Genomic DNA, 24,964 nt, shown 5'->3' on the forward strand with positions numbered 1-24,964 from the left:
GGAATCCACTTTCCGCTACAACTACTTCGCGGATTTCGCCACTCGAATTTGAACGGTGGCAGTCGGATTTTGCGGCTATATATTGAACACCTATTTGTTGTCGAATTGGAGGCTCCGACGCAAATTGACGTAGCCGATACCAGTTGCCACGCCCACTCGCCCTCTCCCAGCCAACTCACAGATCATACAGGGCGAAGAGCGCACGGTCAGCGCAGATGTGTGGCCAAGAGCAGTGTCAAGTGCGGTTATGGCGCTGGTGTCTACGCGGTCTGAACATGGCTGGATCGGTACGGCAAAGTTAGCCGAGCACCCTCAGCTATGTGTTGATTGGAGAGGTATCAGGGTTGCAGTCATAAGGGGTATTTGCATACGCAAATTCAACAGAGAAGACCAGGTCAGATGAATCGCTTCACCAAGGCTAGATAACTGCTAATCGTGGCTGGTCGGCAACTGAGAAGCGGTGCGCCAAACCGGCTGTTCATTGCGCACACGAGGTCCATTTTTGCTATGCACATACCGTGCAACCCACCCCTGCCGATTCCGCGGCCACCGCAGCCTCAACGCCCACGCCGAATGCGCCGAAGATAGTCGAGTTCTGCAGGGCGCTTGTCGCGAAGCCGCCATTCGACATCGTGATACTCGTCGTGATCCTGATCAATGCGGCAGTGCTGGGGCTGGAAACCTTCGACAGCATCGCGGCCGGGTATCACGGCCTGTTTGACGTGGTCTACAACGTCATCCTCGGGATCTACGTCGTCGAGATCTTGATCCGGTTCACGGCCACCGGCTGGAATGTCCGCGCGTATGTCGCCGACCGGTGGAACATCTTCGACTTCCTGGTGGTCGCGGCGGTACTGATACCAGGTTTTCGCAGCGCTGCGATGGTTCTGCGCTTGGTGCGACTGGCCCGGATCGTGCGCATCGTGCGGTTCCTGCCCGACCTGCGCCTGATCATCGGCGCAATCGGCAGGGCTATCCCCGGGGTGGCGTCCTTGGGCGCGGCGACGGCCCTGCTGATCTTCATCTACGGAATGCTCGGCTGGGTCTTCTTCGCGGGCCACGATCCCGAGCACTACGGCAACGTCGGGCAGGCGATGCTGACGTTGTTCGTCATGCTCACGTTGGAGAACTTTCCCGATAATGTCTATATGGGCCAAGAGGTTTCGCAGTGGTCGGTGCTGTTCTTCATCAGCTACGCCGTCATCATGAGCTTCTTGATCTTCAACCTGTTCATCGGGCTGGTGCTCTCCGCGATGGAAGAGGCACGCGGAGCTGATCGCGAAAAGCACGAAACCGACGATCTTTTGGAGCGGTTGCGCGCGGCCCGCGCGGCGCTGGAGGATGCGGAACGCGAACTGCAACGCACCCACCGCGACGACCAAGGCCGACACGTCACCCCCGGTTAGCTGAGGATGCGTTCAGCCTCACGAATACCACTGAGATACGCACCATGGACGGTGCCGAACCATTCGCGGTTTGTTGCCTCGCCGGCGAACATCAGACGTTCGCCGGCAGGCTCGGCGAGGGCGTCCATATCGTCGGGGCTCGAGCCGGCCGCGATGAAACTGTAGGAACCGCGAGCGTAGGGGTCGGAGCCCCACCGCGTGACGATGGACCCCGTCGGCTGCGGCGCATTCAGCGCGGTGATCAGTTCGTCGATCGCTTCGGCATCGGTCAGCTTTTCGCGTGACCACGCGGCCTCCCCACCGCGCAACCCGACCAGCAACGGTGTGCCCGCGAACATGAGCCCGTTGACCAGGTCGGTGACGGGCTGGTTGGCCCCGACAAGTCCGATCATCGGTGTGGCTTTCGGCCAGAACGGTTCGTCGAACATCGCGACCACCTTGTTCAACAGGCCGAAACCGAGTACGTCGATAGCGTGGCGCTTATGGTCAGGAAGGGCGGGGTCGAAGGCGATCGTTTTCGCCTTGAGCACTCCGAGCGGGACCGTGACGATGACCTTATCGGCGGTCACAGTGCCCTTCGAGGTCTCGATGCGGACCTCAGAGCCGCCATAGGAGATCCGCGATACCTCGGTGTCCTGCTGGATATCCAATCCTTTGGCGAGGTGCTGGGACAGCTGCGTGTAGCCGCCAGGGAAGAGGACGTCCGGTCCCTTGAATTGCCCCTCACTGCTGAACCAGCGCAGCGAGAGCTCGTCGGCGTCGGCCGCGTACTCGCCTGCGGTCCGTGAGGTGACATTCCAGGCGACCAGCGGATCGTCGAGATTCGCCAGACCTACCAAGCCTTCGGCGACCGTCTCGTCATCGTCGGCATCTGCGCCGCGAGATTCGAGCTCATCGGAGATTTTCTGCCATCCTTCGTTCAACCCTGCGGCAGCAGCGCGGTCGACCTCGGCGTGGTTCTCCAGCAGCACAAAGTCTTCGAAGTTCGTCGAGACGGTCTTGGCCCCAGCCTCTTCAGCGAGTTTCGTCAGGGGGTTGCCGTCGGTGCCGTGAATCCATGACGCACCGATATCGACGGGCACACCCAGGGAAGTGTCAGTCCGCGTCCGGCCGCCGATTCGATCCCGCGCCTCCACTATCGTCACGCGCACACCCGCGTCGACCAGTCGTCGCGCGGCTGCAAGCCCGGCGAATCCGGCACCGATGATCACCACGTGCTGATTGCTTGGTGGCGTCTTTGCGGATGTGTCTTGTTTGCCGCCGCAACCGGGGAGAAACGACGCCGCCAAGAGCGTGCCGATACCGAGAGTGAATTCACGGCGCCCCACCGATGCCATGGCGCTGACGTTATTCCCCTCGGGACGGCCGCCACAGCCAAATGCGAGATGTCAGCGCTGCTGCACTCGCGAAAGTAATTGCAAACAAAAGGATTTAGCGGATCCTCGTCAACTCTAGAAGAGTTCCCAGGGCAACTTCGGCTCCCACGGCATCCGGATCAGCTTCGGCCCTTGCGGCGGCGGTGGCGGCGGCAGGTCGGGCAGCTGGAACTCCGGAGGGGGCAACAGCAGCGGGGGCGTAGGGATGCTGGGTATCGACAGGTTCGGCAGCTGAGGCATCTGGAAATTCTCGGCATCCCGCTGGATCTGCTCGATGTTGGCAATGTCGACATCGGAAAGGCGGATCTGCGATAAGTCGATGTTGGACAGCGCACAGTCCAGTTGCTTCTGGTTGCAGTCATTCTGCTTGGCGGGGGCAGCGACCGCCGCACCTGCGCCCAACCCCAGTGCAGGCAGGCCGATAACGCAGGCGACCGCCGCCCGCACAACAATTTTCTTCAAAGTCACGTGTCGTCCCTCGGATGCGCCATCGTTCGCCGGAGTTTGCTGATCTTATGCCGAATCGGGGCCGCAGGTGACCAGTTGGCCACGTCGACGCCGGTAGAGCGCGGCGAAGTCCCTCTGACCTGCAGCCGGCACCATCGCACGATGTATGCACAAGCCGTCCACAAGCGATGCACAAGTCATCCCCAGAACTATCCCCAGAAGCCCATCCGCACCAAGTCGCTCCCCGACAGGCCTCGTGGACACTAGAGTGCTCCCACCAGCAGAGATCCCAAGGGGACAGCCTGATGACTCCGAAATTGCCGGTATGTGCGGCCAGCGTGGGCATTGCGACTGCGCTCGCCTTCCCGGCGACAGCCGCAGCACTACCGTCGTGTGGATACGTCGGTACCGAGCTCAGTGCCGGGACGGTCACCGAGGTGGCAGGCTACGTCGGTCAATTTCAGTTTCCTTTGACGCTCACCAATATCCGGACTGACGAATCCTGCACTACGCAGGACCGTCTTGATGTGGTCCTCGTCGGTCCTGACGACCCCACGCTCGGCCCGGCCTATCAGCTGTGGCACGTGCCTGGCGACCCGCAGGAGATCACGCTCCCACCTGGGGGATCGGCCAGCAGTGTGCTGACATTCCTGTCGGGCGACCCTGACGGCCACTGGGTGCCGACCACGATCATCGCGACCCTGCCGGGCTCGTCGTCCTATCAAGGGGTCCCATGGCCGAGTAGCAGCAGCGTCCTACGGCAGGACGCCGCGACAACCCACGGCACCTACGTCGGGCCGCTGCAGTTAACGCCCTGACATCGGTTCGCTGTCCGACGTGCGGATGGTGATGTCACCGTCCTGGGCGCTGACCGTCACCTGCCCGACGGCGCGCGCCGGATCGTCGGTCTGAGGCACCCGTACCTGGGTGGAGCCACCGGAGGCGCGGACCAGATACGGCCCGACCGGGGGCAGCGCGACGGAGACGTCCCCGTCCCTGCTGACGATATCGATGCGGCGCGGCGCGGTGTCAGCGAGGTCGACGGTGATATCACCGTCGGCGGACTCTACGGTGAACGACTCGGAGATCGAAACCGGTTTGCGCGTAACGACATCGCCGTCGGTGGTGCGGATATCGACGCGACGCGCATTGCCGTCGAGCACCACCGCACCGTCGGTATTCCGAGCCGTCAACTGCTCGACGTCGGACTGCAGGATCAGGACGCCATCTTGCTGTTGGACGTTGACCGACAACTGCCGCGCAAGGTCGGGTGGCAGCGTCACGGTGAGCTCACCCACACGGTCCCACGGTAGGAAAGGCGTTCTCCCGCCGTCACTTACGGCCACCCGCGTACCGCCCTGGTCCCCACTGACGACAAGGCTGTGCTCCATGGATCGGGTGGATCGGACCTGACGCATCGCGACGGTCGGTACGCGCGCGTCGCGATCGCTGACGATCCGTACCGCGGAAGCGACGTCGGCAGTGTCGATCGTGAGTGACCGCATGTCGGCGGGCAGGTTCTTGGTGTCGGCGACGACGCGGGCGGCGCTGATGCCCCATGCCGCTATCCCCAGCGACGCTACGGTGCCCGCAATGAGGACCGCGGCAACCGCGATGAGGACGGCGCGAAGCCCGGTACGCCCGCGGGGACTCAGCGGAGGCGGAGCAGGCGCCGCGGGTATTGCAGGCGGCGGGGGAGCGATGATCGTCATGGGAAAGTCCTTTCGGTGGTTCAGGATTCGAGGTAGCGCAGGACCGCCAGCACGCGTCGGTTCTCGCTCTCGTCTGGAGCCAGGCCAAGCTTGGTGAAGATCGACGCGATGTGTTTCTCGGCGGATCCCACCGAGACGTGCAGCGCGGCGGCGATCGCGGAGTTGGCTTTGCCCTCGGCCATCAACTGCAGCACTTCCTGTTCGCGCGGTGTCAGTTCGTCGAGCACGGAGCGCCGGCGCGACCGGATGAGAATCTGCGACACCACCTCGGGGTCGAGCACGGTGCCACCGCCGCCGACGACGGTGACCGCGTCGAGAAATGCGGGTACGTCGGCGACCCGGTCTTTCAGCAGGTAGCCGAAACCTCTTGTATCCGAAGCGATCAGGTCAGCGGCATAACGTTCCTCAACGTAGTGAGACAGCACCAACACCGGCGACTCCGGGTTTTGCTTGCGCAGCAGGGCGGCCGCGCGAATGCCTTCGTCGGTGAAGGTCGGCGGCATCCGCACATCCACGATGGCGAGGTCGGGCCGGAGCTCGTTGACCAGGCGCAGCAGGTCGGTCGCGTCCGACACCCCTGCGACCACGTCGTGTCCCGAGTCGATCAGGATGCGCTCGAGGCCCGCTCGCAGTAGCGCGGAATCCTCGGCGATCACGATGCGCATGGCAGTACCGCCGTCACGATCGTGGGGCCGGTCACCGGGCTGGACACCGTGAAGGTGCCTCGCGCCGCCCGGACCCGTTCCTCGAGCCCGCGTAACCCCGTCATATCGTGATCGGAGGTCGCCGCGGCGCCACCGACGCCGTCATCGAATACCGACACGTTGAGCGTGTTCGACGATTCGTCGAATCGAACGGTGACGACCGCCCGGGTGGCATGCGCATGTTTGGCGACGTTGGTCAGCGCCTCGGCGACGACGAAGTACGCTACCGATTCGACTTCATCTGGAAGGCGTTGGGGCAGATGGATGTTCAGTGTCGTCGGCACCCCGGACGTCTCGATGCGCTGCACGACTGATGACAGGGCCGCGTCCAGGCCGCGGTCGGAGAGAATAGTCGGGGCAATTCCGCGCACGACGTTACGCAGTTCGACGAGCGCGCTCTTTGCGCCGTCGTGTGCCTCGGCAATCAGCTTCTTCGCCGCGGGCAGATCGCTGTCGAGTTTGGTCTGGGCCAACCCGATCGTCATGGCCAACGACACCAGTCGGGGTTGAACGCCGTCGTGCAGGTCTCGCTCGATGCGATGACGTTCGGTCTGGGCCGACGACACTGCGCCCAGTCGGGCGTCGGCAAGCGCGCTCACCTGATGTTGCAACGCCGCGGTTGGCGACGGCGGAAGCAGCCAGCGGTCTATCCGGAGGTCGATGGCAGGTGCGAAGACGACGATCGCGACGGCGGCCGCCAACGCGGCGATGCCGAGAACCCAGGCCAGTGCGGGCGGAATGAACGACAGTCCGGCTCCGGCGTCGCTGCGGTCGATCGACATGGCAACGGCGGGACCCAGGAAGGCGAACACCAGCAACGCCAGGGCGACGCCGGTGGCCAGGAGGTCAAAGGCCATCCGGAGATAGTGGTGCGCGGCAGCCTTCCAGAACTGCGCGCTGCTGACGTCCAGCCAGAGTTGATGCGCCCACCCCTTGAAACCGTGGAAACCCGACACCCGCCGCGGCGGGACCGTGATGCCCAAACCGAATACGGCCTCGCTGCGCACGCGCTCGACCCAGTCGGCACCGCGGATCAGGTACACGAAGACGACGCCGGCGACGGCGAACCCGATGACCGAAGGGATGGAGGAGATCGCGACGATGAGCACGGCCAGCGGGATCCAGAACCACACCACGGCGATCGCGGCGCCGGTCAGCATCGAGGCACTCGGCACCACGCCGAGCGCGCGGGTGCGTGCCGGGGGATCGCTCGGGGCGGCGATGGCGGCCTCGTCGGGGGATTCGACGGTCGGTACGGGCGCCGGGACATCGGGAGTGACTGCAACCATGCGTCTCAACCTAGGGAGTCGCGACGACGGGCGACACAGCGTTATCCCGCGAGTTGACCGGGGGTTAACCCCCAGACGAGACGAGCCCGTCCGTCTACGTGCTCTGGTGTTGCTAGCGGTCTGGTGGGGGCTTCGGTGGGCGAAGTTTCTGAATTGCGGCGCAAAGACGTCCGCATGGTGGTGAGGTTCTTCAAATGGCGCGGGGCGTTACAAGGCGAGATGGTGAATGCCGATTGGATACGCCGAAGTCTGGAAGGGTAAGTACAATCGTCATTCCGCCGCACATTCGGGCTGATGTACGAAGCCACCTGCTTGCGAACGTCGATGGGCACGACGAGGCCTTGCTATATCCATCAGTCCGCGGAGAACAGCCGACCGTTCAGTTGCCACCACAACGTCGCCTAGAGGAGTTGATGCTCTGGAAAGCAGGCGACGTCCTGAATCGTGCAAAGCGACTCCTCAATACCGCCAGCTAGAACTCTGGCAGCTCAGTTGCTGCTGGCTGCTCGGGAGCGGCCGGGGTCTGAACAAACTCAATCAGACACTGGATGTTTCGTTACTCGGCTTTTGCTTTCGTGGCAGCTTGCTGTCGAACACGTCTAGCACGGAGCTTTACTACGGTCTGATTGGCATCGAATTTGTCACCGACAAGTACCAGGCGTATGAAAGCTTCGATCTCAGCCCGCTGCTCTGCCGTAACTTTGTCGAAAATGTAATGATGGTAGGCCAATTTAAACATGAGATCGAACACTACTGGCAATCCAGCGTGAAGCTTGCCAACCTCAACGAAGTTTGACGGCCAAGTTTTGGTGCCCACTTCGGATGCTAAAAGCGCAGTCATTATGGCCGCGCCGGTCTCCACTCCGATTAGGTCCTCGAAACAGCTTTGGATAGCAACTTCGAGCTTCTTGGAGGCCGTGGAACTAATCATTGATGTAATACTGAAATATAGTGGCAAATTAAACTTGGTGTGTTCTATAAATTCGTCTTTCGTGACGCCGGGAAGCTCAAAAATATCTCCTAACTCTTCGGCAATTTGTCCGCCCATGTCGGTAAACACCTTATCGGTTTCAAATCGCAGCACCATCTCGGCCCACATGCGCATAGTTATTTTTAAAGTCTCGATCTTTAGAGGCATGTTTTTCACGAGTTCGGAATCTCGCAGAACGTTAGATACTAGCGAAAGCGCAGTCAGCGACTGCTGCAACTGTGGTGCACCTGATTCATCTCTTGTTGGAAAAGGATCACTGGCGCCAGTCATAGCATGTTCTAACATATAATCAAAGTCGTCGTCGTGGTCGTCGTGGTCGTCGCCATCGTCTTTGTTATCGTCAGCATGGTCATGATTGTCAGCGCTATCGTTTCTATCAGCGGTTTGGTCATGGCTCCGGCTGCCGTCACTACTGTTATTGGCTTCACCATCGTTATTTGATTCGCTGAAACCAAATGGCTTTGCCGTAATTTCGGAGGTGACTTTGGCAAAAATGGTTGCCTGACCGTCAATAAATGAATGCTGATCAACAAGTCTTCGAATTTGTTCTAGTACCCACCCGTCGTTTCGTACTAGCGAAGTGTAGTGAGTAATAATTTTCGAATAAAGATTAGGGTCATTAAGAAGATGCTCTTTGAAGTCGCTGTCTTCCTTGGCTTGTTTTGCTGCGAACAGATAGAGATAACTGGGTTGTGCAAACCTTATGCGATCTTTGGGATCGCTGAATCGGGTAGATAGTATGTGTCGTGCTTTGAATGATTGCAACATGGCTGTTGGGCTCTCATCCCAGCCATACTGTTCAAAGAGCTCCGATAGAAATTGAATTACGTCACCTTCTGGGAGTGATCCTGTTTTTTGTCGACAGAATAGTCCAGCAAGGGCCGCAAGAATTGCTTCGCGGTCTCTCGCATCAATTGAAACTCGGGAGTCTTCGTGGAGCTCTCGTCCCAGTAGCGAGCTTATGAACTGGTCAAGCAATGTACTTGATGATATTGATTGAATCGTTAACGTCGTGTGGAGGAATATATCTAATAGAAGAGTCACATTCCAGGCCGTTATGGGGAGACCCTCCGTCCCCAAAGTTTGGTGTACCTTCGCTGCTAAGCTAGATGCTCTGTCTTCTGTATCCACCGCGAGGCGAACCAGCTTATGGACGTCGCGGCGAGTCATGCGGCCCATGTATCGCATTGTTGGATTAAGGCCGCGTGCCTTAAGTGCGGCTTTGAGATCTGCTTCGCCGCCTGGGGCGCATCCCAGAAAGCAGGTACGGACCCATTCGCTATTCAGATCATCAATAAGCCGTTTGAACTTGCGGCCGCTGTTGGGCACGACATTATCGACGGCTAACACAATATTCTTGAGGCTCTCACCCGGAGGAACTGCACAACTGTCTGCTAAGTTTTGGCGAATTAGGCGGTCTAGGCCGCGCGTTCCGCTTGTGAGGTCATGGTAGTCGACGAGGACCGGCACGGCAGTTGTATCTTGTTCAGCGTTCGTGAGCACGAGCCACTCTAAAGCGCTAGTAACCCCAGAAATCTCTTCACCTATCAATACCAGCGTTTTGTGTTCAAAAGCATCTCTGTATGGATCGGTGCGAATCTCTTTGTTTTCTTCACCGGGTTTATAATCGCTAAAACTTGAAATAATATCTTCGTGTGGTGCAGCCAATAGAACGGGCGCGACCAACAGATCGCTCACGTTATTGCCGGGATCACGTTGTTCTATTGTTACGATCGATTCATCTTGAACTCGTAAAATTAAAGATGAGTGAGCCGCCGCATTGTAATTAGTCCGCGTATTTCCCTCTAGGCTCTTTCCGGCGGCAACGGCGATGCTTCTAATAAATTCTGGCAACTCAGCATAGTCGTCCGAACCGAAAGAAACGATTGTTATCGGAGAATCTTTGTATTTATCTAGTAGGTTGTTGCGTTCAGATTCCCTACAAACTAGATAGTGTTCGTTAGTTGAGTTCGGTATAGCGTGATCGATTTTGGCCAGTAGGAGACCAAGATTTGGGTCTTCAAGCGTCCCACTTGCACCGACGAAGAGCATAGATTTGCCGCCAGCCATTAGCCACTGTACGGCTTGGGCACCCTCATCGCCGATGATACCGCCATACGATTGTGAACCAAATATGACAGTTTCAGGCTCTAGGTAGATTCCGTGCAGATGGACGACTGCTGACAGCTTTCCCGCCAGTGCGCGTTGCATATTGTCGGGATTCTTCCAATGGACACCGTCACGGTTGGTTACGCGCTCGATAAGCGTGTCGTAGTTGGTTGTGGCAATCGGCATGCCGAGGAGTGCGATTGATTCCACTAAGTCGGATGCTTCTGGCTCTTGAAGGGTGCCGATCGTATCCTGAATCCATCTGTGAAAGTGTCTGGCTCCCAGCTTGTTGGCGACGCTTTGCGCGGCGTGGACGTACTCGTTAGGATCCTCCGCGATTTCAAGCTGTCGCTTGGTGAGTTCAGCCCACTCCTTTTGTCGCGCGTCATGTTCCAACACAGTGTTGATCCCGTGCTCGATCAGCCGCAGCCACGATCCGAACTGCGAGCTTGGCACTGTAGAAGCAGTGATGCCCGCCCCGCAGACAGTGATGAGTCGGTTCTCACGGATTGCAGCGACAAGGCCAGCCGATACCATGCTGATGGTTATAGCTTAAGAATGCTCCTATAGCCGGACGTCGCGCAAAAGAGGATTGCCGGCGGCAACTTTCTTATGGTCAAGCCCCTATGCAGGCAGGCTAAATCCATAATTCTTGTTGCAAACAGAAAGAAACGCTTAGCCTTCAATCAAATAGCACGATGAAGTGAGCTCGTCCGTCGACAGGTTGACAGGGACAACCAGTATGCAGTCAGCGTTGATATGCGTCGACCAGTTGTCTTGCGAAACAACATCACTGAGCTTGCTGTAGAAAAGCCAGAAAGCGTCTCCATCAGGGTCTTCGTAGAGTGTTGCCGTTCGAGCCCAGATGATCGCCGAGCTGTTGGCGCCTTCGAAGTCGACACTTAGCGGGACAGCGCTCGCATGCTCGTCGCGGACAGCGTGAAGAGTGAACTCCAAGTCGTCGGACTCGGCTGTCACCAGTGTCGCCGCCCCCAGGTTGAGGCGTGACTGAGTCTCTACTGCAGGACGGAGCGACACGGATGCACCCATGATTCGTAACCCCTGCTCGTGAGCCAGCAGCTTCGAGGCTGGCATCCTAAATCCGTACATATCGCAGCGTAGCACCCACGTCCTACCATGCTCCGCGTGTTTCCACAACGCCGGGAGCTTAAACCTGCTGCTAGGTGAGAAGATACGTCGCATATAACGACGTGGCAACAATTGTCACTCGCAGATGGCACGTTGTGACAAATTGCAGGTTGACCCTACCGCTGACCTGCAATCCAACCTGGTGCCCCCGGCAGGATTCGAACCTGCGGCCTTCCGCTCCGGAGGCGGACGCTCTATCCCCTGAGCTACGGGGGCGCGGGGCTGAACCAGCCGCGCCGTTGGGCCTGCACAGACTAACGCATCGCGAAGTGTGCTCGGTGACGGTAATAGATTCGAGCCCTGACCACCTCAGACCATAGGATGGACGCTCGTGACACCCGCCGACCTGGCTGAGCTGCTCAAGATCACCGCTGCAGCGGTGCTGGCCGACCATAACCTCGACGCCGCCGCGCTCCCGCAGACCGTGACCGTCGAGCGACCGCGCAACCCCGAACACGGCGATTACGCCACCAACCTGGCACTTCAGCTGGGCAAAAAGGTCGGCGTCAATCCGCGTGAGTTGGCTGGGTGGCTTGCCGACGCGCTGACCAAGTCCGACGACATCTCCGCCGCTGAGGTGGCCGGCCCCGGTTTCGTCAACCTGCGGATCGAGGCGTCGGCGCAGGGCCTGATCGTCGACAACGTCATCTCGGCCGGCCCGACGTATGGACATTCCGCTGACCTGGCGGGCCAGAAAATCAACTTGGAATTCGTCTCGGCCAACCCGACGGGCCCGATCCACATCGGCGGCACCCGCTGGGCCGCCGTCGGCGATGCGCTGGGACGCCTGCTGTCGACGCAGGGTGCCGGCGTGGTCCGGGAGTACTACTTCAACGATCATGGCGCCCAGATCGACCGGTTCGCCCGGTCGCTGGTCGCGGCGGCCAAGGGCCAGCCCGCACCGGAAGACGGCTATGCGGGCGCCTACATCGTGGACATCGCCGAGCAGGTGCTCAAACTGGCGCCCGACGCCATGAGCCTGCCTGACGACCAGCAGCAGGAGACGTTCCGGTCGATCGGCGTGGACCTGATGTTCACTCACATCAAGGAATCGCTGCACGAGTTCGGCACCGATTTCGACGTCTATACCCACGAAGATTCGATGCACACCAGCGGCCGCGTCGATGAAGCCATCGCGAAGCTGCGTGAGACCGGCAACATCTACGAGAAGGACGGCGCAACCTGGTTGCGCACCACCGAGTTCGGTGACGACAAGGACCGCGTCGTCATCAAGAGCGACGGGCAGCCCGCCTACATCGCCGGCGACCTGGCCTACTACCTCGACAAGCGGCAGCGCGGTTTCGACCTGTGCATCTACATGCTCGGTGCCGATCACCACGGTTATATCGCCCGCCTCAAGGCGGCCGCTGCCGCCCTCGGCGATGACCCGGACACCGTCGAGGTGCTGATCGGGCAGATGGTCAACCTGGTCCGCGACGGCCAACCGATGAAGATGAGCAAGCGGGCCGGCACCGTGATCACGCTCGACGATCTGGTCGACGCGATCGGCGTGGACGCCGCCCGGTATGTGCTGATCCGCTCGTCGGTGGACAGCCCGATCGATATCGACCTGGCGCTGTGGTCGTCCGCGTCCAGCGAAAACCCGGTCTACTACGTGCAATACGCCCACGCCCGCCTCTCGGCGCTGGCGCGCAGCGCGGCAGAACTCGGTATCGCGGCAAGCACGGAACACCTCGGCCTGCTCACCCACGACAAAGAGGGCGCTCTGATCCGCAGTGTCGGCGAGTTCTCGCGGATCTTGACATCCGCTTCCTCCCTGCGGGAACCGCACCGGGTCTGCCGCTACCTGGAGGACCTGGCCGGTGACTACCACCGGTTCTACGACGCGTGCCGGGTACTGCCGCAGGGCGACGAAGAGCCCAACGAACTGCACGGCGCTCGGTTGGCCCTGTGCCAGGCCACCCGCCAGGTGATCGCCAACGGTCTGGCCATCCTCGGTGTGAGCGCCCCGGAGCGCATGTGAACGCCCATCCCGCCGGGCCGCGCCACGCCGAGGGAGCGCATCCGACCGGCACGCCTCAACGCCCGCAGACCAGCGAGGTGCTCGCACTGGCACCTAATGTGTGGCCCCGCAATACTGTTCGCGGTGAGGACGGTGTCGTCTCGATCGCCGGTGTCACCGTCACCGACCTGGCCGCCGAATACGGCACCCCACTGTTCGTCATCGACGAGGACGACTTCCGTTTTCACTGTCGTGAGATCGCCGAGGCGTTCGGCGGTGGCGAGTACGTCCGCTATGCAGCCAAGGCCTTCCTGTGCAGTGAAGTCGCCCGCTGGATCGACGACGAAGGTCTCTCGCTGGATGTCTGCAGCGGCGGCGAACTCGCAGTAGCTCTGCATGCGAACTTCCCAGCCGAGCGAATCGCCCTGCACGGCAACAACAAATCGATCGACGAACTGACGATGGCGGTCAAATTCGGTGTCGGGCATGTAGTGCTCGACTCGATGACCGAGATCGAGCGGCTCGACGCCATCGCCGGTGCCGCCGGGGTGGTCCAGGACGTACTGATACGCGTCACTGTCGGCGTCGAAGCCCACACCCATGAGTTCATCTCGACCGCACACGAAGACCAGAAGTTCGGGTTGTCCCTGGCCAGCGGTGCGGCAATGGAAGCCGTGCGCAAGGTTTTCGCAGCCGACAACCTGCGCCTGGTCGGCCTGCACAGCCACATCGGTTCGCAGATCTTCGATGTCGCCGGTTTCGAGATTGCCGCACACCGGGTGATCGGCCTGCTCCGTGAGGTCGTTTCCGAGTTCGGCGTCGAGAAGACCGCACAGATCTCTATTGTCGATCTCGGTGGCGGACTGGGTATTTCCTATCTCCCGCATGATGATCCACCGCCAGTGCAGGATCTGGCCGCGAAGCTGGACGCCATCGTGCGCAACGAGTCGGCGGCCGTCGGACTGCCCGCGCCCCGCCTGGTGGTCGAACCGGGCCGGGCGATCGCCGGACCCGGCACCATCACCCTCTATGAGGTGGGCACCGTCAAGGATGTGGCGATCAGTGCAGGAGCGCATCGGCGTTACGTCAGCGTCGACGGCGGGATGAGCGATAACATCCGCACCTCGCTCTACGGCGCCGAATACGACGTGCGCCTGGTGTCCAGGGTCAGCGACGCCGAGCCCACTCTGGCCAGAATCGTTGGAAAACACTGCGAGAGCGGCGATATCGTCGTCCGTGACGCGTGGGTGAATGACGACGTCAAACCCGATGACCTATTGGGAGTAGCCGCAACCGGCGCCTACTGCTATTCGATGTCGAGCCGGTACAACCTGCTCGGCCGCCCCGCCGTGGTGGCAGTGCGTGACGGGCATGCCCGCCTCGTGCTGCGCCGGGAGACGGTCGACGATCTGTTGAGTCTGGAAGTGAGGTGAACCGTGTCTGCTGATGAAAAGCCGGTCGGTGTTGCAGTATTGGGCCTGGGCAATGTCGGGACCGAGGTTGTCAGGATCATCGAGGAGAGTGCCGGTGACCTGGCCGCTCGCATCGGCGCGCCGCTGGTGCTGCGGGGTATCGGCGTGCGACGTGTCGCCGATGACCGCGGAGTGCCCGTCGGGCTGCTCACCGATGACATCGACGCGTTGGTGTCCCGCGAGGACGTCGACATCGTCGTCGAGGTGATGGGCCCGATCGAGCCGTCGCGCACAGCGATCCTGTCCGCACTTGAGCATGGCAAGTCGGTGGTGACCGCGAACAAGGCACTGCTGGCCCAGTCGACCGGTGAATTGGCGCAGGCCGCCGAAAATGCCCACGTCGACCTGTATTTCGAGGCAGCCGTCGCCGGTGCCATCCCGGTGATCCGGCCGCTGACCCAGTCGCTGGCCGGTGACACCGTGCTTCGCGTGGCGGGCATCGTCAACGGCACCACCAACTACATCCTGTCCGCGATGGACAGCACCGGCGCCAGTTACGAGGACGCCCTGGCTGATGCGAGCGCGCTCGGGTACGCCGAGGCCGATCCAACGGCCGACGTCGAGGGTTACGACGCCGCCGCCAAGGCCGCCATTCTGGCGTCGATCGCGTTCCACACCCGGGTCACCGCCGACGATGTCTACCGCGAGGGCATCACCAAGGTGAGCTCCGATGACTTCGAATCGGCCCGAGCGCTGGGCTGCACCATCAAACTGCTGTCGATCTGCGAGCGCATCACCACCGATGAGGACCAGCAACGGGTTTCGGCCCGCGTCTATCCGGCACTGGTTCCACTGAGCCATCCCCTGGCCACCGTCAACGGCGCGTTCAACGCCGTCGTGGTGGAGGCGGAAGCCGCCGGGCGACTGATGTTCTACGGTCAGGGCGCAGGCGGGGCGCCCACCGCGTCGGCGGTGATGGGGGATCTGGTGATGGCCGCACGCAACCGCGTTCAGGGCGGCCGTGGGCCGCGGGAGTCCAAGTACGCGGAATTGCCCATCGCGCCCATGGGTTTCATTCCCACCCGCTACTACGTCAGCATGCATGTCGCGGACCGACCCGGTGTACTGGCTTCTGTCGCAGCCGAATTCGGCAAGCGTGAAGTCAGCATCGCCGAGGTCCGCCAGGGTGGTGTCGTCGACGAGGGCGGCCAGCGGGTCGGCGCCCGGATCGTTGTCGTCACCCACATGGCCACTGATGCCGCGCTGTCAGACACCGTCGCGGCTCTTGACGACCTCGACGTGGTGCTGAGTGTCACCAGTGTGTTGCGACTGGAGGGAACCACCGAATGAGTGCGATGAGTACCAAATCCGCCGTCCACAAACCGTGGCCAGGTCTGATCGAGGCCTACCGCGATCGGCTGCCGGTCGGTGACGACTGGACTCCCATCACCCTGCTCGAAGGTGGCACACCGCTGATCTATGCGGCGCGCCTGTCCGAAAAGACCGGCTGCACAGTTCATTTGAAGGTCGAGGGGCTCAACCCCACTGGCTCCTTCAAGGATCGCGGGATGACGATGGCCGTCACCGACGCGTTGGCACGTGGCCAGCGGGCGGTGCTGTGCGCCTCCACCGGAAACACCTCGGCCTCGGCGTCGGCCTATGCGGCGCGCGCGGGGATCACCTGCGCAGTGCTGATCCCCCAGGGCAAGATCGCGATGGGCAAGCTCGCCCAGGCTGTGATGCACGGCGCCAAGATCCTGCAGATTGACGGCAACTTCGACTATTGCCTGGAGCTGGCCAGGAAGCTGACCGCCGATTTCACCACAATCGCACTGGTGAACTCGGTTAACCCGGTCCGTATCGAAGGGCAGAAGACGGCGGCGTTCGAGATCGTCGACGCGCTGGGCTACGCCCCTGATGTGCACTCTCTGCCGGTGGGCAATGCCGGCAACATCACCGCGTACTGGAAGGGCTACAGCGAGTACCACCGCGACGGCCTGTGCGAGTTGCCTCGGATGCTTGGCACGCAGGCGGCGGGCGCCGCTCCGCTGGTATCGGGCGAACCGGTGCCGAATCCAGAGACGATCGCCACCGCGATCCGGATTGGTTCACCCGCGTCCTGGGGCCCGGCCGTCGCGGCCCAGCAGCAGTCCAACGGCCGCTTCATCGCCGCTACCGATGACGAGATTCTGGCCGCCTACCACCTCGTCGCGGCCAGTGAAGGCGTCTTCGTCGAGCCCGCATCGGCCGCGAGTATCGCCGGGCTGCTCAAATCGGTCGAAGACGGCTGGGTCGCTCGTGGATCGACGGTGGTGTGCACCGTGACCGGTAACGGACTGAAAGACCCCGATACCGCTCTCAAGGGCATGCCGCAGGTGGTGCCCGTGCCGGTCGACCCCGTCGCCGTGGTCGAGCAGCTGGGTCTCGCCTAGCAGGAATGGGCTGTCGGTGAGCAAGAATCTGCCTGTCGGGCTAACGGCGACTGCCGTCGTGGCGGCCTCGAGTGCCAACCTCGGTCCTGGTTTCGACAGCCTCGGCCTCGCATTGAGTCTGTACGACGAGATCGTGGTTGAGACAACGGAATCCGGTTTGATGATCGAGGTCGAGGGGGAGGGCTTCGGTCAAGTTCCGCTTGGTCCCGACCACCTCGTCGTGCGGGCCGTTGAACGAGGCCTGGAGGTCGCCGGCGTGCGAGCGCCGGGGCTATTGGTGCGCTGCCGCAACGCTATTCCGCATTCCCGGGGTCTCGGCTCGTCGGCGGCCGCCGTGGTCGGCGGTCTGGCGGCGGCCAATGGTCTTGTCGCACAATCAGATTCCGACATCATGAGTGAGCTTGACCTGATCCAGCTGTCGTCGGAGTTCGAAGGTCATCCCGATAACGCGGCAGCAGCGGTATTAGGCGGTGCCGTGGTGTCGTGGATCGACACCAACACGCACCCACCGGTGTACTCGGCGGCGAAACTGAGGCTGCATCCCGATATCCACCTGTTCTCCGCTGTTCCGGAGATCAGATCGTCGACGGCGGAGACCAGGGTCCTGCTGCCAGATGAGGTCAGCCACCAAGACGCACGGTTCAACCTCAGCCGCGCCGCCCTGCTGGTGGTTGCGCTGACCGAGCGGCCCGATCTGTTGATGGCCGCGACCGAAGACGTCCTGCATCAGCCGCAGCGCGCACGGGCCATGCCTGCCTCGGCGGAATACCTCCAGTTGTTGCGGCGTTGTGGGGTATCAGCGGTGCTTTCCGGGGCGGGACCAGCGGTTCTAGCGCTCAGTACCGAACCCGAACTGCCTGCAGAAGCCATCGAATACGGCACGGCACATGGATTCACCGTCAACCAGATGGCCGTTGGCGAAGGCGTTCGCTGGAGTTCAGGAGTAGCGATCCGAGCCTGAGAAGGCTCGCAGCGGCTCGCGAGCATTGGGGCATTCTTGCTTTCCGGCCTGAATGCGGGTTATTCTCGGTCCCGTCCCGGCAATCGCAGCGTCTCCTGCGCCGACACTAGGACGACCTCTCATTCTCTTGCGCTTCTCGTGGGTTGACGGTTCGCCGTACGGCCGCGAATCCCGGCGATCATCGTTGCAGAGCCGACGGTGACACTTCGCACTCAGTCATTTGCTGAGAGCACAGACCCCTCGCATGACATGCACGGGGGAAGAAAGGAAATCCGTGACTGATACGGACCTCATCACGGCTGGTGACAGTGGCGAACAGACAGTGCTGCTGAACCCCGTGACCTCGGATGCTCCCGCGTCTGCCGGCAGCGGCTCGCTGACCACCATGGTGCTGCCGGAGTTGCGTGCGCTGGCCGGCAAGGTTGGCGTCAAGGGCACCTCCGGTATGCGCAAGAGCGATCTCATCGCCGCCATCCGTGAGCGTCAGTCCGGCGCGAGCGCGGGCGCCAAGACCCCTGATGCACCTGCGTCGGGTACCAAAGACACCAAAGCCACGTCAGATACCAAGGCCAACGGCGGACGTAACGGCGGCAACGCGGCCGACACACCGCCAGCGGTGGAAGCCGTCGCACCGGCCCAGCCCGTCGCGACTGAGTCGGCACCGAGCTCACCTGCAGAGTCGACTGACACCGCAGAGGCCCCGCGCCGGCGGGAACGTCGCGGCTCTTCCCGGGGTGCGGGTTCGCCCGCTGCCGAAGGCGGCACCCAAGGCGCCCAGGGCAACGAAAGCGCCCAGGCCGACCAGAGCAACCAAAGCGCCCAGAGCACCACAGGCGAGCAGAGCAACCAGGGCAACCAGGGCGGTCAAACCAAGCAGGATGACCGCGGCCAGGCCGAGGGCGGCAACCGGCGCAACAACGGCGGTGACCAGCAGAACGCGGGCGATCAGCAGAACGCCGGTGATCAGCAGGGCAACCAGCAGAACCGTGGAAACCGCAACAACAACAGCGGTGGCAACAACAACAACGGCGGCAACAACAGCGGCGGCGGCAATAACAACGCCCGGAACAACAATCCGAATAACAACAGCAATAACAGCAATAACAACAACGACGATGACGATGATGACGGTCGCCAGGGTCGGCGGGGACGCCGATTCCGGGACCGCAAGCGGCGCGGCGACCGCACCGGCGGCGAGGGTGCTGGCGGAGAGCGTGGTGACCGCAGCGATCGCGATACCGAGTTGCGCGAAGACGATGTCGTTCAGCCGGTGGCGGGCATCCTCGACGTGTTGGACAACTACGCGTTCGTCCGGACCTCCGGTTACCTGGCCGGGCCCAATGACGTCTACGTCTCGATGAATATGGTCCGCAAGAACGGCCTGCGCCGTGGTGACGCTGTCACCGGCGCGGTCCGGGTCGCAAAGGACACCGGCGATTCGGGCAACAACCAGCGGCAGAAATTCAACCCGCTGGTACGTCTGGACACCGTCAACGGCGGTCCGGTCGAGGACGCGAAGAAGCGCCCCGACTTCACCAAGCTGACCCCGCTGTACCCGAACCAGCGGCTGCGTCTGGAAACGACGCCGGACCGGCTGACCACTCGCGTCATCGATCTGATCATGCCGATCGGTAAGGGTCAGCGCGCCCTGATCGTGTCCCCGCCCAAGGCCGGTAAGACCACGATCATGCAGAACATCGCCAACGCGATCACCACGAACAACCCCGAATGCCACCTGATGGTGGTGCTGGTGGATGAGCGGCCTGAAGAGGTCACCGACATGCAGCGTTCGGTCAAGGGTGAGGTCATCGCGTCGACGTTCGATCGGCCGCCGTCAGATCACACCCAGGCTGCCGAGCTGGCGATCGAGCGAGCCAAGCGCCTCGTCGAGCAGGGTAAGGACGTCGTCGTATTGCTCGACTCCATCACCCGGCTCGGTCGTGCGTACAACAACGCGTCGCCGGCATCGGGCCGCATCCTCTCCGGTGGTGTCGACTCCACAGCGCTGTACCCGCCGAAGCGATTCCTCGGTGCCGCCCGCAATATCGAGAACGGCGGCTCGCTGACCATCATCGCCACCGCGATGGTCGAAACCGGGTCCACCGGTGACACCGTCATCTTCGAGGAGTTCAAGGGCACCGGTAACGCCGAGCTCAAGCTGGACCGCAAGATCGCCGAGCGTCGGGTGTTCCCGGCCGTCGACGTGAACCCGTCCGGTACGCGTAAGGACGAGCTGCTGCTGTCCAACGACGAGTTCGGTGTGGTGCACAAGTTGCGTCGCGTGCTGTCCGGTCTGGACTCGCATCAGGCCATCGACCTGCTGATGAGCCAGCTGCGCAAGACGAAGACCAACTACGAGTTCCTGACGCAGGTCTCCAAGACCACCCCGGGTGGCATGGACAACGATTAGTCCCGCGAGCAGTCGCAAAGACCCCCGCACGCCCGGCGTGTCGGGGGTTTTTGCTGTCTGCTCGGCCGAGAAAGTCAGGGCACCAGAACCAACCGCGCGCCGGCCCGCTCGGGCGCGTTCCACACCTGTTCGACCTGCTCGAGCGGCTGTCGCTGAACGTCGATCTGCAGCTTTCCCTCAGCCACCATCGCGAACAACGCGGGCAACACGTCGGCGGGGATGCGGGCCTGCTCCTTGGCCGGGATGCTGCCGATGCCAAAGCCCGCCAATTCGATTCCGGCGCTGCGCAGAATGGCGCCCGGCAGAGTGATCGTCGGGCCTGCCATCGAACCGACATGGACAAACCGGGTGGCGTGGAACCCGATGCCGAGGTGGTTGTTGCCCAGCGCGGCCAGCACCTGCTCAGCGGGCGCGCCCCACAGGTAGTCGATGATGACGTCGAACGGTTGTAAGGCATGTTCGGCGGCAACCCGTTCCGTGAGGTTCTCGGTCCCCAGTGCGATGACGTCATCGGCCCCGACGGTGCGTAGCCACGCCAACCGCTCGGAATTGCGCCCCACTGCGACGACACTTCCGGCACCGAAATGCGCTTTGGCCAACTGGACCGCCACCGCACCGGTGACACCGGTCGCGCCGAGGATGAGCACCCGGGCGCCGGGCTGGATGCGTCCGGTGTACTCCAACGAGAACCAGGCCGAGATCCCCGGATTGGGCACCGCGGCGCCGATGACGGGGTCCAGACCCGCAGGCAATTCGACGGCCCGGCGCGGGTCGATCAACGCGCGTTCGGCCATCATCCCGAACGGGGCGACGGCCCCGGTGTAGACCAGCCTGCCGTCGGCCAGCCTGGCGACACCGTCGATGCCGGCGACGATAGGTAGGCGCAGTGCGGCACTGCCGTAGTGGGTACCAGCGACCAGGCCGCGGTCGAGATTCTTCACCGACGCGGCCTCGACGGTCGCGACCACGGCGCCGTCTTCCGGTCGGGGGTCGGCGAAGTCGGTGTAGACCGGTGCCTGGCCGAGTGTGTTGACGACGGCGGCTTTCATGGTGACTCCTCGGATTGCTTCTGACAGAAAGTTTCTATGGAAACCATATGCCTTCTGGATTGCTGTGGCAAGATGGTTTCCGTGAAAACCAAGATGGAGGCCGTCGGCGCGATCACTCGCCTGCTCGGTGCACTGTCTGACAAGTTCGACACCGATGTCGACGCAGAGCGCGACTACATGGCCGCGCACTGTCCCGGCCACCTCAAGGGCGCGGTCAGGGATGTGCCGACGCTGGCCATGCACCTACTGGACCAGATCGCCGAGGGGTCGGTGAACATCGTCGGCCTGGCCGCCCAGTCCGGTCAGCTCAAGGGCACGGTCTCCAAGCACGTTCAGCGGCTCGTCGATGCCGGGCTGGTGGAGCGGAACCCACTTCCCGGTAACCGCAAGGAGATTCGGCTTAGTCTCACCGATGACGGCCGCGTAGTGACTCGAGCACATCGTCAGATGCACGACGAAATGGACGCTGGCCTTGCCGAGTTCCTGGCGCGCTACAGCGTGGCCGAACTCGGCACACTGACCAAGGTGCTCGGCGATCTACTGGCGACCGAAAAACGCGGTGTGCGCATCGTCAGCGGTACGGATCGGTGATAGTAGGAGGGGTGATGGACTCGGACGAGATCTGGCGCCATATCGACCATGAGCGGGCCGACCTCGCCGACCTGCTGGCCGGGCTGACCGCGCAACAGTGGTCCCAACCGTCGCTATGCGGTAGCTGGACGATCCGCGAGGTCGCCGCGCACATCGCCCAATCACAATGGCGACACCTGGATTTCGTGATTCCGGCGCTACGTTCGGGGTTCCGCTTCAACTCCATGATGGACAATCTGGCCCGCGATGACGCCCGGACGCCGGAACAACTCGTCGCGGCGTTACGCGCCATGCCGGGCAACCGTCGACGGCCACCGGGGACAAGAGAGCTGGATCCGCTGATGGACATGCTGGTGCACGGCCAGGATATTGCCGTGCCGTTGGGGATCGAGCGTGCGATGCCCACCGCGGCGGCGGCCGCCGTGGCAGAACGGCTCTGGCACATGCGCTTTCCGTTCAACCCCAAGCGCGCGTTCACCGGCATTCGGTTTGTGGCCACCGACGTCGCCGGCTTCTCTGTGGGTGTCGGCCGGACGGTCGAGGCGCCCATTCGCGAGATCGTGATGACTTTCGCGAATCGGTCCACCGCGATCACCGAGGTCAGCTCTGAATGAGCCCCGGCATCACGTACTGCTTCAGATAGCGCACCAGTGCGACGGGGTCGTCCGGGTCGAGGGTGTTTCCTGGCACGGTAGCCACGCTGAGCACACTGCGGGCCACCCATTCCGCGGCCTCGGTCATATCGACGACCTTGATCTCGCCACGTTCTTGGGCGGCTTCCAGATACGGCTGCCAGAACGCCCCGAGGTCAGGGACCAGCCCTTGTACGCCGGCGCCGGCACAGGCCGCGAATTCCTCGGGCTCGTCGCGGCGCAGCTTCATCATGATGGCACCGGGGGAGTCGTATGCGGTCCTGCCCAGCCTCACGCCGGCGGCAATCTGCTCGGCCAGGCCGTCGACCTCGGCCAGCATCGCGTGCGATTCACCCCAGTACGCGTCGTTGAGTCGAACGATCGCCGCACCCAGGAGTGCCGCCTTATCCGGAAAGTGGCGATACAGCCAGCCACGGGAGACCCCGGCGACCTCGGCGACCTCTGAGACCGTCGTCGCCCGAATGCCCTTGGTCCGCAGACATACCTCGGCGGCATCGATCAGTCGTTCGCGGACTGACTTTGTCGCCGCGCTTGAAGTCCCAGCGCGGGGTTGGGTGTCTGGGCCAGCGGTCACCGTGGTGTTTGCCTCTCTCCATTTCTGCGTGTGACTGTCGGGTTCGAGAACATCTTCGCAGAACCCGGGGGCGATGTGGGCCTGTGTCGGTAGACAGATCTACTATTTTGTTCACTTTCACGGAAACAGACGATCACGAGGCGGTGCCGACAGTGGCTGAAACCATCCAGCAACTGCTGAGAGAACGATTGTCAGACTCGGGTCCCGCGGTCAGATACGACGATCGGCAATGGTCGTGGAGCGAGCACCTGGCGGAGGCCACCACAGAGGCTGCGGCCCTGTTGAGCATCGCCGACGTCGCGCGCCCTGTGCATATCGGTGTGCTGCTGGGCAATACGCCCAGCATGCTGACTGCGATGGCGGCGGCCGGCCTTGGCGGATATGTGCTCTGCGGGATCAACAACACCCGTCGCGGCGCCGCCCTTGCGCGGGACATTCTGCATGCGGACTGCCAGATTCTGCTGACCGATGCCGACCACCGCGACCTCATCGCCGATCTCGACCTGCCCGGTGTCCGCGTCATCGACACGTCCTCGCCCGAGTGGGACGCCCTGCTCGGTGAGGCCGGCGAGCTCACTCCGCACCGCGAGGTCAGTCCCACTGACACCTTCATGATGATCTTCACCTCCGGCACCAGCGGTGATCCGAAAGCTGTCCAGGTCGCCCACCTGACGGTGCTGTTTGCGGGGATCGCCCTGGTTCAGCGCTTCGCGGTGACCGGCGATGACCTCTGCTACCTGTCGATGCCGTTGTTCCATTCCAACGCCCTGTTGGCCGGGTGGGCCGTCGCCGTGGGCGCCGGCGCCGCCATGGCACCGGCGACCTTCTCGGCAACCGGGCTCATCGGCGACCTGCGCCGGTATGGCGCTACCTACATGAACTATGTCGGGAAACCCCTGGCGTATGTCCTGGCCACCCCCGAACACCCCGAGGATGCTGATAATCCACTGCGGGTGGCATTCGGCAACGAGGCCAGCGACCGCGATATCGCCGAGTTCGGCAGGCGGTTCGGCTGCGCGGTCTGGGACGGTTTCGGCTCGACCGAGGGCGCGGTCATCGTGACCAGGGAGGACAACTGCCCGATCGGTTCGGTCGGCAAGGGTTTCCCCGGCGTGGCCATCTACGACCCCGAGACCGTTGCCGAATGCCCGACCGCGGAGTTCGACGCCACCGGGGCGCTGGTCAACGGGGACAAAGCAATCGGTGAGCTGGTCAACACCACCGGAGCCGGTCTGTTCCAGGGCTATTACAAGGACACGTCCGCCACCGCCGACCGGTTGCGCAACGGTATGTACTGGTCCGGTGACCTGGCCTACCGGGACGCCGACGGTTGGATCTACCTGGCCGGTCGTACCGCGGACTGGATGCGGGTCGACGGCGAGAACATGACCTCCGCGCCCATCGAGCGGATCCTGCTCCGTCACCAGGCGATCAACCGGGTGGCCGTCTACCCGGTGCCCGACGAGAACGTCGGGGACCAGATCATGGCGGCGCTCGTCCTGCAAGATGGAGCCGAGCTGACGCCCGACGAATTCCGCGAGTTTCTTGCCGCCCAGCCCGACCTCTCACCGAAGGCCTGGCCGCGACATGTGTGGATCACCGACAACCTGCCGTCGACCGCCACGAACAAGGTCGTCAAACGTGAGCTCACCGCGATGGGGGCGGCGCCGGAGGGCGGCGTGGTGTGGGCGCGGCAGGGACGCTCGCGCAGCTACACCGCCCCGGAATAGCCCACC

The 24,964-nt window shown here is 62.5% G+C and carries 20 protein-coding genes and 1 tRNA gene; 11 read left to right on the forward strand and 10 right to left on the reverse strand.

Going from position 1 to position 24,964, the window contains the following annotated elements:
- Positions 1-518: 518 nt before the first annotated feature.
- Complete coding sequence (locus ADBZ9O_RS11185; RefSeq protein WP_526531142.1) at positions 519-1,406, forward strand: ion transporter; 888 nt, start codon at positions 519-521, stop codon at positions 1,404-1,406.
- Here ADBZ9O_RS11185 and ADBZ9O_RS11190 read toward each other — a convergent pair.
- The gene (locus ADBZ9O_RS11190; RefSeq protein ID WP_526531144.1) at positions 1,403-2,743 is read right to left on the reverse strand and encodes a flavin monoamine oxidase family protein; all 1,341 of its coding nucleotides are present in this window, start codon (positions 2,741-2,743) and stop codon (positions 1,403-1,405) included. The genes ADBZ9O_RS11185 and ADBZ9O_RS11190 overlap by 4 nt on opposite strands.
- Positions 2,744-2,857: 114 nt before the next feature.
- Positions 2,858-3,250, reverse strand: coding sequence for a hypothetical protein (locus ADBZ9O_RS11195; RefSeq protein ID WP_526531146.1), 393 nt, complete (start codon positions 3,248-3,250; stop codon positions 2,858-2,860).
- 284 nt (positions 3,251-3,534) lie between these two features.
- Here ADBZ9O_RS11195 and ADBZ9O_RS11200 point away from each other — a divergent pair, with 284 nt between their 5' ends.
- Positions 3,535-4,047: a DUF4232 domain-containing protein gene (locus ADBZ9O_RS11200; protein WP_526531148.1), complete on the forward strand. Its 513-nt coding sequence runs from the start codon at positions 3,535-3,537 to the stop codon at positions 4,045-4,047.
- Here the strand turns inward: ADBZ9O_RS11200 and ADBZ9O_RS11205 are convergent.
- From ADBZ9O_RS11205 to ADBZ9O_RS11230, 6 genes are all read right to left on the reverse strand, one after another.
- On the reverse strand, positions 4,036-4,941 hold the full coding sequence (locus ADBZ9O_RS11205; RefSeq protein WP_526531150.1) for a DUF4097 family beta strand repeat-containing protein: 906 nt from the start codon (positions 4,939-4,941) through the stop codon (positions 4,036-4,038). The two genes, ADBZ9O_RS11200 and ADBZ9O_RS11205, sit on opposite strands and share 12 nt — an antisense overlap.
- Before the next feature lie 20 nt (positions 4,942-4,961).
- The gene (locus ADBZ9O_RS11210) at positions 4,962-5,606 is read right to left on the reverse strand and encodes a response regulator transcription factor (RefSeq protein ID WP_526531152.1); all 645 of its coding nucleotides are present in this window, start codon (positions 5,604-5,606) and stop codon (positions 4,962-4,964) included.
- Positions 5,594-6,934: a sensor histidine kinase gene (locus ADBZ9O_RS11215; protein WP_526531154.1), complete on the reverse strand. Its 1,341-nt coding sequence runs from the start codon at positions 6,932-6,934 to the stop codon at positions 5,594-5,596. Before ADBZ9O_RS11215 ends, ADBZ9O_RS11210 begins: the two co-directional genes overlap by 13 nt.
- 556 nt (positions 6,935-7,490) lie before the next feature.
- Entirely contained in the window at positions 7,491-10,571 is a 3,081-nt protein-coding gene (locus ADBZ9O_RS11220; protein WP_526531156.1) for an SIR2 family protein, read from the reverse strand.
- A 138-nt stretch (positions 10,572-10,709) separates the two neighbouring features.
- Entirely contained in the window at positions 10,710-11,129 is a 420-nt protein-coding gene (locus ADBZ9O_RS11225) for a hypothetical protein (protein WP_526531158.1), read from the reverse strand.
- Positions 11,130-11,323: 194 nt separating this feature from the next.
- Positions 11,324-11,399 (reverse strand) — tRNA-Arg (locus ADBZ9O_RS11230).
- A 115-nt stretch (positions 11,400-11,514) separates the two neighbouring features.
- On the opposite strand from ADBZ9O_RS11230, the gene argS reads away from it, so the two are divergent.
- From argS to rho, 6 genes are all read left to right on the forward strand, one after another.
- Complete coding sequence (gene argS, locus ADBZ9O_RS11235) at positions 11,515-13,167, forward strand: arginine--tRNA ligase (protein ID WP_526531160.1); 1,653 nt, start codon at positions 11,515-11,517, stop codon at positions 13,165-13,167.
- A 77-nt stretch (positions 13,168-13,244) separates the two neighbouring features.
- On the forward strand, positions 13,245-14,579 hold the full coding sequence (gene lysA, locus ADBZ9O_RS11240; protein WP_526533067.1) for a diaminopimelate decarboxylase: 1,335 nt from the start codon (positions 13,245-13,247) through the stop codon (positions 14,577-14,579).
- A gap of 3 nt (positions 14,580-14,582) precedes the next feature.
- The gene (locus ADBZ9O_RS11245; RefSeq protein WP_526531162.1) at positions 14,583-15,908 is read left to right on the forward strand and encodes a homoserine dehydrogenase; all 1,326 of its coding nucleotides are present in this window, start codon (positions 14,583-14,585) and stop codon (positions 15,906-15,908) included.
- A complete protein-coding gene (gene thrC / locus ADBZ9O_RS11250) occupies positions 15,905-16,990 on the forward strand; it encodes a threonine synthase (RefSeq protein WP_526531164.1) in 1,086 nt (361 codons plus the stop codon). The genes ADBZ9O_RS11245 and thrC overlap by 4 nt, the downstream gene beginning before the upstream one ends.
- Positions 16,991-17,006: 16 nt before the next feature.
- Entirely contained in the window at positions 17,007-17,951 is a 945-nt protein-coding gene (gene thrB, locus ADBZ9O_RS11255; protein WP_526531166.1) for a homoserine kinase, read from the forward strand.
- 274 nt (positions 17,952-18,225) lie between these two features.
- Entirely contained in the window at positions 18,226-20,361 is a 2,136-nt protein-coding gene (gene rho / locus ADBZ9O_RS11260) for a transcription termination factor Rho (RefSeq protein ID WP_526531168.1), read from the forward strand.
- Positions 20,362-20,435: 74 nt separating this feature from the next.
- Here the strand turns inward: rho and ADBZ9O_RS11265 are convergent, their stop codons facing one another.
- Entirely contained in the window at positions 20,436-21,410 is a 975-nt protein-coding gene (locus ADBZ9O_RS11265; RefSeq protein ID WP_526531170.1) for a quinone oxidoreductase family protein, read from the reverse strand.
- Between the two features lie 81 nt (positions 21,411-21,491).
- Between ADBZ9O_RS11265 and ADBZ9O_RS11270 the strand changes: the two genes are divergently transcribed.
- The gene (locus ADBZ9O_RS11270) at positions 21,492-22,001 is read left to right on the forward strand and encodes a MarR family winged helix-turn-helix transcriptional regulator (protein WP_526531172.1); all 510 of its coding nucleotides are present in this window, start codon (positions 21,492-21,494) and stop codon (positions 21,999-22,001) included.
- A 14-nt stretch (positions 22,002-22,015) separates the two neighbouring features.
- On the forward strand, positions 22,016-22,615 hold the full coding sequence (locus ADBZ9O_RS11275) for a maleylpyruvate isomerase family mycothiol-dependent enzyme (RefSeq protein WP_526531174.1): 600 nt from the start codon (positions 22,016-22,018) through the stop codon (positions 22,613-22,615).
- Here the strand turns inward: ADBZ9O_RS11275 and ADBZ9O_RS11280 are convergent.
- Positions 22,602-23,228 (reverse strand): TetR/AcrR family transcriptional regulator, encoded by a 627-nt coding sequence (locus ADBZ9O_RS11280; protein ID WP_526531176.1) that lies wholly within the window; start codon positions 23,226-23,228, stop codon positions 22,602-22,604. The genes ADBZ9O_RS11275 and ADBZ9O_RS11280 overlap by 14 nt on opposite strands.
- Positions 23,229-23,380: 152 nt before the next feature.
- Between ADBZ9O_RS11280 and fadD1 the strand changes: the two genes are divergently transcribed.
- Positions 23,381-24,958: a fatty-acid--CoA ligase FadD1 gene (gene fadD1 / locus ADBZ9O_RS11285; RefSeq protein ID WP_526531178.1), complete on the forward strand. Its 1,578-nt coding sequence runs from the start codon at positions 23,381-23,383 to the stop codon at positions 24,956-24,958.
- Positions 24,959-24,964 lie beyond the last annotated feature (6 nt).

Source organism: Mycobacterium sp., assembly GCF_965229105.1.
Taxonomy (GTDB): domain Bacteria; phylum Actinomycetota; class Actinomycetes; order Mycobacteriales; family Mycobacteriaceae; genus Mycobacterium.

Coding starts and splice junctions, on each gene's coding strand:
- ADBZ9O_RS11205 (WP_526531150.1), bottom strand. CDS start 4,941: ATGACGATCATCGCTCCCCCGCCGCCTGCAATACCCGCGGCGCCTGCT.
- ADBZ9O_RS11220 (WP_526531156.1), bottom strand. CDS start 10,571: ATGGTATCGGCTGGCCTTGTCGCTGCAATCCGTGAGAACCGACTCATC.
- ADBZ9O_RS11275 (WP_526531174.1), top strand. CDS start 22,016: ATGGACTCGGACGAGATCTGGCGCCATATCGACCATGAGCGGGCCGAC.
- ADBZ9O_RS11200 (WP_526531148.1), top strand. CDS start 3,535: ATGACTCCGAAATTGCCGGTATGTGCGGCCAGCGTGGGCATTGCGACT.
- ADBZ9O_RS11190 (WP_526531144.1), bottom strand. CDS start 2,743: ATGGCATCGGTGGGGCGCCGTGAATTCACTCTCGGTATCGGCACGCTC.
- ADBZ9O_RS11265 (WP_526531170.1), bottom strand. CDS start 21,410: ATGAAAGCCGCCGTCGTCAACACACTCGGCCAGGCACCGGTCTACACC.
- ADBZ9O_RS11215 (WP_526531154.1), bottom strand. CDS start 6,934: ATGGTTGCAGTCACTCCCGATGTCCCGGCGCCCGTACCGACCGTCGAA.
- ADBZ9O_RS11210 (WP_526531152.1), bottom strand. CDS start 5,606: ATGCGCATCGTGATCGCCGAGGATTCCGCGCTACTGCGAGCGGGCCTC.
- ADBZ9O_RS11225 (WP_526531158.1), bottom strand. CDS start 11,129: ATGCCAGCCTCGAAGCTGCTGGCTCACGAGCAGGGGTTACGAATCATG.
- thrC (WP_526531164.1), top strand. CDS start 15,905: ATGAGTGCGATGAGTACCAAATCCGCCGTCCACAAACCGTGGCCAGGT.